Source organism: Pannonibacter phragmitetus DSM 14782, from assembly GCF_000382365.1.
Classification (GTDB): domain Bacteria; phylum Pseudomonadota; class Alphaproteobacteria; order Rhizobiales; family Stappiaceae; genus Pannonibacter; species Pannonibacter phragmitetus.
The window spans coordinates 16,775-27,438 of record NZ_KB908240.1 but is presented as its reverse complement, the minus strand read 5'-3'; the positions used below and the strand labels follow the sequence as shown (position 1 = coordinate 27,438).

At 65.5% G+C, this 10,664-nt stretch carries 10 protein-coding genes; 4 read left to right on the top strand and 6 right to left on the bottom strand.

The window, feature by feature from the left end:
- On the bottom strand, positions 1–489 hold a 489-nt coding region (locus H163_RS0121455), incomplete at its 3' end, for a tripartite tricarboxylate transporter permease (protein ID WP_026356167.1).
- A gap of 420 nt (positions 490–909) precedes the next feature.
- On the opposite strand from H163_RS0121455, the gene H163_RS0121450 reads away from it, so the two are divergent.
- Together H163_RS0121450 and H163_RS0121445 are read left to right on the top strand one after the other, a co-directional pair.
- Positions 910–1,581 carry a response regulator gene (locus H163_RS0121450; RefSeq protein ID WP_026356166.1) on the top strand — a complete coding sequence of 224 codons (672 nt, stop codon included), beginning with the start codon at positions 910–912 and terminating at the stop codon, positions 1,579–1,581.
- A complete protein-coding gene (locus tag H163_RS0121445; protein ID WP_019966670.1) occupies positions 1,578–2,942 on the top strand; it encodes a sensor histidine kinase in 1,365 nt (454 codons plus the stop codon). Before H163_RS0121450 ends, H163_RS0121445 begins: the two co-directional genes overlap by 4 nt.
- 569 nt (positions 2,943–3,511) lie before the next feature.
- Here the strand turns inward: H163_RS0121445 and H163_RS0121435 are convergent.
- The 5 genes from H163_RS0121435 to H163_RS0121415 form a co-directional block, all read right to left on the bottom strand.
- Positions 3,512–4,213, bottom strand: a complete 702-nt coding sequence (locus H163_RS0121435; RefSeq protein ID WP_019966669.1) for an ABC transporter ATP-binding protein — start codon at positions 4,211–4,213, stop codon at positions 3,512–3,514.
- On the bottom strand, positions 4,200–4,970 hold the full coding sequence (locus H163_RS0121430; RefSeq protein WP_019966668.1) for an ABC transporter ATP-binding protein: 771 nt from the start codon (positions 4,968–4,970) through the stop codon (positions 4,200–4,202). Before H163_RS0121430 ends, H163_RS0121435 begins: the two co-directional genes overlap by 14 nt.
- A complete protein-coding gene (locus tag H163_RS0121425; RefSeq protein WP_019966667.1) occupies positions 4,967–5,923 on the bottom strand; it encodes a branched-chain amino acid ABC transporter permease in 957 nt (318 codons plus the stop codon). The genes H163_RS0121430 and H163_RS0121425 overlap by 4 nt, the downstream gene beginning before the upstream one ends.
- Before the next feature lie 3 nt (positions 5,924–5,926).
- The gene (locus H163_RS0121420) at positions 5,927–6,799 is read right to left on the bottom strand and encodes a branched-chain amino acid ABC transporter permease (protein ID WP_019966666.1); all 873 of its coding nucleotides are present in this window, start codon (positions 6,797–6,799) and stop codon (positions 5,927–5,929) included.
- A 606-nt stretch (positions 6,800–7,405) separates the two neighbouring features.
- Positions 7,406–8,563, bottom strand: coding sequence for an ABC transporter substrate-binding protein (locus H163_RS0121415; protein ID WP_019966665.1), 1,158 nt, complete (start codon positions 8,561–8,563; stop codon positions 7,406–7,408).
- A gap of 281 nt (positions 8,564–8,844) precedes the next feature.
- Here H163_RS0121415 and paaG point away from each other — a divergent pair, with 281 nt between their 5' ends.
- Together paaG and paaI are read left to right on the top strand one after the other, a co-directional pair.
- Positions 8,845–9,669, top strand: coding sequence for a 2-(1,2-epoxy-1,2-dihydrophenyl)acetyl-CoA isomerase PaaG (paaG, locus tag H163_RS0121410; protein WP_051105450.1), 825 nt, complete (start codon positions 8,845–8,847; stop codon positions 9,667–9,669).
- Positions 9,666–10,112, top strand: a complete 447-nt coding sequence (paaI, locus tag H163_RS0121405; protein ID WP_019966663.1) for a hydroxyphenylacetyl-CoA thioesterase PaaI — start codon at positions 9,666–9,668, stop codon at positions 10,110–10,112. The genes paaG and paaI overlap by 4 nt, the downstream gene beginning before the upstream one ends.
- Positions 10,113–10,664: the final 552 nt, after the last annotated feature.

Below are 10,664 nucleotides of genomic sequence, written 5' to 3'. Positions count from 1 at the left end.
CCCGGCCAGCACCGCCACCATGGACAGGCCGAAGAGCGCCAGCATGAACAGCTCCGCCGAGCCGAAGGAGAGGATCAGCGGCCGGGCGATGACGACAAAGCCGGTCAGCACCACTGCCCCGAAGACGCCGCCCGCCATGGAGGAGATGAAGGCGGCCGACAGGGCCCGCGCCGCCTGCCCCTGCCGGGCCAGCGGAAAGCCGTCGAGCACGGTGGCCTGGCTGGCGGAAGAGCCGGGAATGCCCATCAGCACCGAGGAGAACGTGTCCGAGGTCGGGATCACGGCCACAAGCCCGATCAGCATCGCCAGCGCGCTGATCTCGTTCATGCCATAGAGAAAGGGGATCAGCAGCGACAGCCCGGCGATGCCGCCAAGGCCGGGAATGACACCGATCACAAGCCCAACGGACACACCGATGAGCATGTAGAACAGGTGCTGGAAAGACAAAAGCGCGCCTAGCGCAGACAGTAACGTGTCAATCACGGTCATAACTCCGTGAACACCGCGGTGATCCGCAGGTTCTCAAGATGTGTGATGAGATTTTGAGGGCGCATGGCAAGGCGTGACAGCACGCATTGCCGCACCGGACAGCCAGGACATCAAGATCCCGGCTCTAGTGGGGTTTTTCCCTGGAAGCCGGGGCCGCATCCGCGCCCGGGGTCAGGTCACATGCCGCCGGGGCCTGCAGTCCCGCTGTAAACAGCGCCGCAGCCGGATCCTTCGCGCCTTGGCGCGTCAGTGCGAAAAAAGTCAATTGGTCATTCCTCCCCGGCCCCTGAACAGCATCAGGATGCAGCAAATTCTTATCTTCTGGTGGGAGCGGACTTGATTTCTCCTCGTCAAGTCTGCTTGATCGCACATTACGAAAGTTTGCTGTCCGTAACCTGTCTGACAACAGAAGGCACGAAGGTGCGAATAATCCTCGTCGAAGATAACATGAGCCTGGCACAGGGCATCGAGAATGCGCTGAAGGATCAGGGGCATGCAGTCGACCATCTCGACGATGGACTGGCCGCGGAAGAGTTTCTCAGAACAGAGACCTGCGACGTCATCATCATTGACGTCAACCTGCCGGGCCTGACGGGCATAGAGCTCACCCGGCGCCTGCGCCAGCGCGGGGATGCAACGCCCGTGCTGATACTGACCGCCATGGGCAAGACCTCCGACCGGGTCAACGGACTGGATGCGGGGGCAGATGACTATCTGGTCAAGCCCTTTGAAATGGCAGAGCTTTTTGCCCGCCTCCGGGCCCTGTCCCGCCGCCGCCCGCAGGTTGCGCCCCAGATCGAAACCGCCGGCAGCCTGACCTATGACCGGCAGCAGCGGACGGTCTACCGGGATGGCGAGAGGCTGGACCTGCCCCGCCGCGAGCTGACCCTGTTCGAGCTGCTGCTTGACCAGAGGGGGCGGCTTCTGGCCAAGGAGCATATCACCGCATCGCTCTATGGCACCGGGGCGGAAGTCGAGGCCAATGCCGTCGAGCTGCTGATTTCCCGCCTGCGCCGCAAGCTTGAGGGCAGCGGCGTGCAGATCCGGACGGCCCGCGGCCTCGGCTACATGCTGGACACGGACCCCGCATGAACCGTCTCTCCCTGCGTGCGCGGCTGTTCCTGCTGCTGATCGTGCCGCTCATCATCATTGCCGCCTTCGGCGCCTATGCCCGCTATGAAGCGGCGCAGAACCTGTCGCGCCAGCTTTATGACAAGACGCTGCTGGCGGTCGCCCTGACCATCTCCCGCGATGTGATCATCTCCGAAGGCGACATGCTGACCGAGCCGCTCCTCGAAGAGCTGACCGCCGCCCTGGGCGATCCGGTCTACTACCGCATCACCGGCCCGGGCGGCAGTTTCGTCACCGGCTATTCCCACTCCCCCCAGCTGCCGCAGGACATCAGCCTGCAGAACGGGGAGCCCAGTTTCTTCGACAGCATTTATCTCGGCAGCGAGGTCCGTGCGGTCGTGCTGCGGGAGTTCATTGCCCATCCCCGCTTCAATGGCTGGGTCACCGTTGAAGTGTGGCAGACCACCACGCAGCGCAGCGCGCTGAGCCAGGAGCTGGTGACGGAATCCCTGCTGCTGCTGGGCACCGTCATCCTGTCGGCCGCGCTGATCCTGTGGTTCGGCATCCAGCTGGGCCTCAAGCCGCTTCTGGACCTGCGCAATGCCATCAGCCTGCGCACGCCGGACGACCTGCGCCCCATCCGGCGCTGGGTGCCGAAGGAGCTGCGGCCGCTGGTGGAGACGACAAACTCGCTCTTCTCGCGGCTCGCCAGGGCCTTCGAGATCCGCGCCGCCTTCATCTCCGACGCCGCCCATCAGGTGCGCAATCCCATTGCCTCCATCGTCAGCCAGGCGGAAGCCGCCCTGTCTGCGCCGGATGAGGAGACGCTGCGCAAGCGGGTGAGCGCCATCGCCGTTTCGGCAAGGGCGACCGGACGGCTGACCAACCAGCTTCTGTCGATGGAGCGGGTGCGCGGCCGCAGCCTGCGCTCGCTGTTCACACAGGCCGATCTCGCCGCCCTCGTGGCCGAGCGTGTGCGTGCCTTTGCCGAGATCCAGATGCGCCGCGATGTTGCGGTGAGTTTTGCCCTGGAGGGGGAGGCAAGGCCCGTCACCTGCGATCCGGTGATGGTGGAGGAAATGCTGGCCAATCTTCTCGACAACGCCGTCCGCTACGCCCTGAAGCCCGGCGGCGAGCTGACCGTGACGCTCACCTTCCAGCCGGAAACCGTGCGGCTGAGCGTGCAGGACGACGGGCCGGGCGTGCCGGAGGACCTGCGCGAGCGGGTGTTCGACCGCTTCTTCCGGCTTGGCCTCGACATGGACAACGGCTGCGGCCTCGGCCTTGCCATCGTTGCGGACATCGCCGCCGCCCACGGCGGCCAAGCCCGCTGCCTCCCGTCCGAACGCGGCGCGCTGTTCGAGGTGGAGATCAAGGGCTGAGGCCGGAGAGCCGGACCGTCCGGAAACGGCCCGCAATGATGCGTTTGCTTTTCGAGACGACGCCTGCCGCCCCCCCTCCCCCTGGTGGGCTACTGGATTCACACATCGCACAGGAAGAGGCCAAACTCGTTGCTTTGACGCTGGAAAAGATAAGCATTTTCGGTAGCTTGCTTCTCTAGCCGAGGCCTCTCGTTTCCCCTCCCCCTTGAGGGGAGGGGAACAGATAGGCCGTGCCATTGAAACAACGGCGGCCAGTTTGTGCCAGAGCCCTGGAACGTCTTTCTGCACGGTGTGTGCATGCAGTAGCCATCGTGGGCAGGGGGAGCGGAGAGGCCGTACGCTGAAGATGAGAGGGAAGCGCTTCCACAAGCCGCAGCCCCCTCTCCCCCCTTGAGGGGGAGATGTCAGCGCAAGCTGACAGAGGGGGGTAGCAGCGCCTCGGCACGGGACCAGCTCTCGCATGAGCGGACAGGCTGCATACCCCCCTCTGCCCCCTGACGGGGGCATCTCCCCCTCAAGGGGGGAGAGGAGTTGGAGCCTGACTGGCAGTCCGTTGCAAACACGCCCCCTCAAATTCCCAGATAGGCCTCGCGGATGCGCGGGTCGGCGATGAGGTCTGCGGCGGGGCCTTCCATGGTGATGCGGCCGGTTTCCATGACATAGCCACGGTCGGCGATTTTCAGGGCGCCGAAGGCGTTCTGCTCCACCAGAAGCACGGTCACATCCAGCGCCTTGAGGCTTTTCACCACGTCGAAGATCTGGGCAACGATGATCGGCGCCAGACCCATCGACGGTTCGTCCAGCAGGAGGCACGAGGGCCGGCCCATCAGCGCCCTGGCCATGGCCAGCATCTGCTGCTGCCCGCCCGAAAGGCCGCCCGCCGCCAGATTGCGCTTTTCGCGCAGCACCGGGAACATCTGGAAGGCATCGTCCATGTCCTTTGCCACCCGGTCATCATCGAAAAGATAGGCCCCGAGCCGCAGGTTTTCCTCCACCGTCAGGTTGGTGAAGATCTGCCGCCCCTCCGGCGACTGGGCAAGCCCGCGCGCCAGACGCCGGTGCGAGGGCACCTTTGTCAGCGCCTCGCCCCGGAAGGTAATGGAGCCGGAAGCAAGGGGGTGCACGCCGGACAGGCAGCGCAGCAGCGTGGTCTTGCCCGCGCCATTGGCGCCGATCACGGCAACGGTCTCGCCCGAATTGACGGAAAGGTCGAGGCCATGCAGCACCTCGATCCGGCCATAACGGGCACGCAGGCCCTCAACCAGCAGCATGATCAGCTCCCAGATAGGCGGCAATGACAGCCGGGTTGCGGCTGATGCCGGCCGGGTCCCCTTCGGCGATTTTCTCGCCATGGTCCAGCACGACGATATGGTTCGAGATGCGCATGACCATCTTCATGTCATGCTCCACCAGCAGGATGGCGGTGCCTGCGGCGGCGATTTCGGCGATCAGATGGTCGATCTCTTCCGTCTCCACCGCATTGCAGCCCGCCGCCGGCTCGTCCAGCAGCAGCACCTTTGGCGACAGCGCCAGCGCCCGGGCGATTTCCAGCCGCTTCAGCGAGCCATAGGAGAGGCTGGCCGCCTCGCGCTCGGCCGCCCGCTCCAGCCCGGCCCGTTTCAGCAGCGCCCGCGCCCCCTCCTCTGCCGCCTTGCTGCGGCGGCGGGAGGCGGGCAGGGCAAAGAGGTCCGCCAGCACGGAGCCGCGCTCCTTCAGGTGAAACCCGGCGGTGACATTTTCCAGCACGCTCATCTGCTGGAAGATCTGCAGGTTCTGGAAGGTGCGCGACATGCCGCGCCGGGCCAGCAGATGCGGCGGCATGCCGGTCACATCCTCGCCGTTCAGCTTCACCTTGCCTGCACCCGGCTGGTAGATGCCGGAAATCATGTTGAACAGCGTCGTCTTGCCCGCCCCGTTCGGCCCGATAACGGAGACGATCTCGCCGGGCTTCAGCGCAAAGGACACGTCATGCACCGCCTTCAGCCCGCCGAAGCTGATGCCGAGGCCCTCGATCGACAAAAGGCTCATCCCTCGCCTCCCCTGATCTTGCGCAGAATGGACGGGATCACCCCCTGCCGCAGGAAGATCATCACCAGGATCATCACCAGCCCCAGAACCAGCTGCTCATATTCGGCAAAGACGGTCAGTACCTGCGGCAGCAGGGTCAGAACCGCCGCGCCGAAGATGCCGCCCATCACCGAGCCGACACCGCCCAGCACGGCCATGGTCACCATCTCGACCGAGTGCATGAAGCCCGCCACATCCGGCGTGATGAACTTGTTCTGCAGGGCCAGCAGCGAACCGGAGACGGAGGCATAGACGGCGGAAATGACGAAGGCCTGCAACTTGGCCGCCGCCACATCGACGCCCACCGTGCCAGCCGCCACTTCCGAGCCATGCAACGCCCGCAGCGCCCGGCCCGTGGGGCTGTTGTAGAGATTGAGCGCCAGCCACGCCCCGAGGAGGAGGCAAAGCCCGCAGAAGAAATACCAGAACTGGCCGTTCGTCAGGTCCAGCCCCATGCCTTTCAACACGGCGCGCAGGCCGAATTCCGGCACGTCGATGCCGTCCGGCCCGCGTGTCAGCGCCCGCTCGTTGTTCAGCACCATGGAAATCAGGATGCCCATGCCGAGCGTGGCGATGGCGAGGTAATAGCCCTTGAGCCGCAGGATCGGGCGGCCCACCAGATAGGCCAGCAGCCCGGACACCACCGCCCCCAGCACCACCGCAAACACCGGCGGCAGGCCGAGGTGAACGGGGGCCAGCGCACAGGCATAGGCGCCAATGCCGGCAAAGCCTGCATGGCCGAGACTGACCTGCCCGGCCCAGCCGGTCAGGATCACGATGCCCGTAACGGCAAGGCCGTTGACGAAGATGAGCGCGCCCACCCGGTAATAAAAGCCGGAAGGGAACAGGAGCGGTGCCAGCGCCACCAGCAGCGCCAGAACGAGAAGTGCCGTTGCTTTGGAAGACAGTCGCATCGCTTACACCCGCTCCGTGGCCTTGCGGCCAAAAAGGCCCTGCGGCAGGAAGAAGAGAACGGCGAGAATGACGAGGAAGGCGGCGGCATCCTTGTATTGCGAGGAGATGTAGCCCGCCGTCAGCGCCTCCAGCAGGCCCAGCGTCAGCCCGCCCACCAGCGCGCCTTTCGGATTGCCCATGCCGCCCAGCATCGCCGCCGCGAAACCCTTCAGCGCAAGGCCGAGGCCCACGTCATAGGAGGTGAGCGTGATCGGCGTGACCAGCACGCCTGCCAGCGCACCAATGCCTGCCGACAGGGCGAAGGACAGCGTCATCACGAAACCGGTGTTGATGCCCACAAGCTGCGCCGCCAGCGGATTGTTGGAGGTGGCCAGCACCGCCCGCCCCAGCAGGGTGCGGGTGAAGAACAGCCACAGGCCGATGAACACGGCCACCGCCCCGCCAATCACCCAGAGGCTCTGCGGCAGGATGGTCGCCCCGCCGATGTGGAACGGATCATCACCGGAAAAGGCCGGGAAACTGTGGATCTGCTTGCCGAAAATCAGCTGCGCCGCGCCCCGGATGAAGATCGACGCGCCGATGGTGATGATGACCAGCGACACCACGGGCGCACCGCGCGCGGGCTCGATCGCCAGCTTGTTCATGGCAACGCCAAGGCCCGCGGTGATGACGATGGCGAGCAGCGCCGCCAGCGGCAGCGGGGCGCCGGCAAGATGGGCAAAGACGGTGATCATCCCGCCCAGCATCACGAACTCGCCCTGCGCAAAGTTCACCACATCCGAGGCGTTGTAGATGATGGTGAAGCCAAGCGCCGCAAGCGCATACACCGCCCCGACCGTCACCCCTGAGAAAAGAAATTGCAGCAGTTCCGGCATGTCAGTCTCCGGCTGGATATGCAGTGGTCATTGCAGCAGGTGCAGCAGACGAGAGGAGAACAAAGGTATTCTCCTCTCGCCGCAGCCCCCTCTCCCCCCTTGAGGGGGAGATGTCTGCGTCAGCAGACAGAGGGGGGTGGCAGCGCCTCAGCACGGCCGAACCTCTCTTACAAGCGGACAGGCAATTACCCCCCTCTGCCCCCTGCCGGGGGCATCTCCCCCTCAAGGGGGGAGAGGAACTGGTGCCTGACTGGAAGTCCGAAGTGACACCGCCCCACCAAAGCAAAGGCGCTGTTCACATTGGACGCAAACAAGAAGATCGCACTCTCCTCTCGCCGCAGCCCCCTCTCCCCCCTTGAGGGGGAGATGTCTGCGTCAGCAGACAGAGGGGGGTAGCAGCGCCTCAGTACGGCAGAACCTCTCTCACAAGCGGACGGTCAGTTACCCCCCTCTGCCCCCTGCCGGGGGCATCTCCCCCTCAAGGGGGGAGAGAAATTGGTGCCTGACTGGCAGTCCGGAAGAAGCACTGACGCGCAAGGAGGGAGAGGGGCGCTGCGGCAGGCCTCAAGCGGAGCCCGGAACCGCAGCCCCCCCCCCCTCATCACCTCACTCAACAACCGTCCACTTGCCGCCCTTGATTTCCAGCATGCGGAAGGCGGAGAGGTCGAGGCCGAGGTGGTCTTCGGGGGACATGGTGTAGATGCCCGTGGTGCCGGCAAGGCCCGAGGTTGCCTCGATGGCATCGCGGATCGCCTTCGGATCGGCAGAGCCTGCCCGCGCCAGGGCATCCACGAGGATGAGGAAGGCATCATTGGCATAGCCGCCGAAGGTGCTGACCGGCGTGCCGGTGCGCGCCTCGAACGCGGCCTTGTAGGCCTCCACCGCAGGCTTCTGCGGGTCGCCTTCCGGCAGCAGGTCCGCCACCAGCAGCGCCGTGCCCGGCAGGCGCACGCCTTCGGCCGCATCCTCGCCCGCCAGCTTGATGAAGCCATCGGAGGCCACACCATGGGACTGGTAGAACGGCAGGCCGACGGCCAGCTGCTTGTAGTTGCGCGTCACGATGGACGGGCCCTGGCCGAAGCCGGGGTTCAGCACCGCCTGCACGCCGTCCGTGCCCTTGATCTTGGTCAGCTGCGCCGTCATGTCGGCGTCCTTGGGATCATAGGTCTCGTCGGCGATGATCTCGATGCCATAGTCACCGGCCACAGACTTGCACTGCGCCTGCATGGAGGCGCCGAAACCATCCGTGCCGGAAATCATGCCGATCTTCGTCAGGCCGCGCTTCTTCATGTCCTCGAAGATCTTCTGGCAGGCCATGCGGTCAGTGTGCGGGGTCTTGAAGGTGTGCGGCTTTACCGGGCTGATGATGTCGATGGCACCGGCCAGCGAAATGAACGGCACTTCCGCATCTTCCGCCACCGACAGGATCGACATGGTGGTGCCCGTCGTGGTGCCGCCGATGATGGCCACCACCTCATCATCCTCCACAAGGCGGGTGGCGAAGGTGCGGGCTTTGTTCGGGTCGCCGCCGTCATCATAGGAAATGAGGGTGATCTTCTCGCCGTTGACGCCGCCCTTGGCGTTGATTTCCTCCACCAGCATTTCCAGCGTCTTGGCTTCCGGGTCGCCCAGGAAGGCCGCCGGGCCGGTTGCGGAAATGGATGCGCCAATGCGGATTTCGGCAAGTGCGCCAGTGACAAGGCTGGCGGCAAGGCCAAGCCCGGCCGCCACTGCCAGCGCAGTTGTCGTCAAATAGGTCTTCATGCTCTCCTCCCACGGAAACCGGACCGGTCTATGTCTCTCTTCGGGATGCGGCCCATCCGAACGGCCACTCCTCTGGCCAGCCCGAACGGGGGTATAACGGCAGGGACACAGATCAGCGCTGCCTGCGGGCTATGCCCGGCGAGCAGCCGTCCAAACGGTCCTTGCGAAGTCCTCCCGCCGGCCCATCCCTGACCGGCGAGGATTATCATTGACCGGCCGGTCGGTTTATGCAAGAGCTTTTTATGTCCGGTCCCATGGCCCGGACGGGAGGAGAAAAGACCATGCCAGAATCTGGGCCAGAAACTGGGTCCCAACCTGCAACCAGCACCGTTCTGGCGGCGCTGGACAACGGCGTGCTGCGCCTGACGCTGAACCGGCCGGAAAAGCTCAACTCGTTCAACGAAGAGATGCACCTTGCCCTGCGCGCAGGCCTGACCCGCGCCCATGAGGATGCCGCCGTGCGCGCCGTGCTGCTGACGGGTTCAGGCCGCGGCTTTTGCGCCGGGCAGGATCTGGGCGACCGCGACCCGCGCAAGGGCGGCCCGGCGCCGGACCTCGGTCACACGCTGGAAACCTTCTACAATCCCACGCTCCGCCTGATCCGCAGCCTTGAAAAGCCCATTGTCTGCGCCGTCAATGGCGTGGCCGCAGGGGCTGGCGCCAACATCGCGCTGGCCTGCGACATCGTTCTGGCGGCAAAATCCGCCCGCTTCATTCAGGCCTTCGCCAGGATCGGCCTCATCCCGGATGCCGGTGGCAGCTGGAGCCTTGCGCGCATTCTGGGCGAGCCCCGCGCCAAGGCCCTGGCGCTGACCGCCGAGCCCCTGCCCGCAGAAACCGCCGCCAGCTGGGGCCTGATCTGGAAGGCCGTGGAGGATGACGCGCTGATGGGCGAAGCCGAAGCCCTCGCCGCTTCGCTCGCCGCCGGCCCCACGCTGGGTCTGGGCCTGACCAAGCGGCTCATTCAGGCTGCGGCCACCAACTCGCTGGACGAACAGCTCGACATGGAGCGCGACCTGCAGCGCCAGGCCGGACGCAGCGCCGATTATGCCGAAGGCGTCACCGCCTTCCTTGAAAAGCGCAAGCCGGAGTTCAAGGGCCAATGAAACCGCTCAGCGCCATGACCCCGCAGGACATCGCCGAAGCCTCCGCCCGCTCCCTGTGGGAGGGCGACACTGCCACGCAAGAGCTTGGCATGCGCCTTGAAGCGGTTGGCCCCGGCACCGCAACGATCAGCATGACCATCACCGCCGCCATGTCCAACGGGCACGGCACCTGCCACGGCGGCTATCTGTTCACGCTGGCCGACAGCGCCTTCGCCTTTGCCTGCAACAGCCGCAACCAGCACGCCGTCGCGCAGCACTGTTCCATCACCTACCTCCTGCCCGGCCGCATCGGCGACCGGCTGACGGCGCAGGCCGTGGAAGTGTCGCGGCAGGGGCGCTCGGGCATTTACGACGTGCGCATCACCAACCAGGACGGCCAGCACCTCGCCGAATTCCGAGGCCACTGCCGCACCATCAAGGGCACGCATATTCCCGAGGGGTAAGGCTGGAGAGACAGATCGCAGCGCCCCTCTCCCCCCTTGAGGGGGAGATGTCAGCGCGAGCTGACAGAGGGGGGTGGCAGCGCCCCGGCACGGGACCACCTCTCGCATGAATGGACAGGCTGCATCCCCCCCTCTGCCCCCTGACGGGGGCATCTCCCCCTCAAGGGGGGAGAAGGGAGCTGTGGCAAGAGGAGAGGCCCCGCCGGAAGGAACAGATTGAGCCGCAGCCTCTTACAGGAACCGGCTCACGGCACAGCCTCTCAGCCCCCCTCCCCCTCGTGGGGAGGGGTGGGGGGCGCGGCGCCAGAGACGAACTGAAGGACGGAAGATTTTTTGGGAGGGACTGTTGTTCGAAAGGCTCGCCGCAGCCCCCTCTCCCCCCTTGAGGGGGAGATGTCAGCGCAAGCTGACAGAGGGGGGTGGCAGCGCCTCGGCACGGACCACCTCTCGCATGAATGGACAGGCTGCATCCCCCCCTCTGCCCCCTGACGGGGGCATCTCCCCCTCAAGGGGGGAGAGGGGAGCTGCGGCAAGAGGAGAGGCCGAGCCTGC

Coding starts and splice junctions, on each gene's coding strand:
- paaG (WP_051105450.1), top strand. CDS start 8,845: ATGCCAGAATCTGGGCCAGAAACTGGGTCCCAACCTGCAACCAGCACC.
- H163_RS0121435 (WP_019966669.1), bottom strand. CDS start 4,213: ATGCTGCTGGTTGAGGGCCTGCGTGCCCGTTATGGCCGGATCGAGGTG.
- H163_RS0121430 (WP_019966668.1), bottom strand. CDS start 4,970: ATGAGCCTTTTGTCGATCGAGGGCCTCGGCATCAGCTTCGGCGGGCTG.
- H163_RS0121445 (WP_019966670.1), top strand. CDS start 1,578: ATGAACCGTCTCTCCCTGCGTGCGCGGCTGTTCCTGCTGCTGATCGTG.
- H163_RS0121415 (WP_019966665.1), bottom strand. CDS start 8,563: ATGAAGACCTATTTGACGACAACTGCGCTGGCAGTGGCGGCCGGGCTT.
- H163_RS0121425 (WP_019966667.1), bottom strand. CDS start 5,923: ATGCGACTGTCTTCCAAAGCAACGGCACTTCTCGTTCTGGCGCTGCTG.
- paaI (WP_019966663.1), top strand. CDS start 9,666: ATGAAACCGCTCAGCGCCATGACCCCGCAGGACATCGCCGAAGCCTCC.
- H163_RS0121420 (WP_019966666.1), bottom strand. CDS start 6,799: ATGCCGGAACTGCTGCAATTTCTTTTCTCAGGGGTGACGGTCGGGGCG.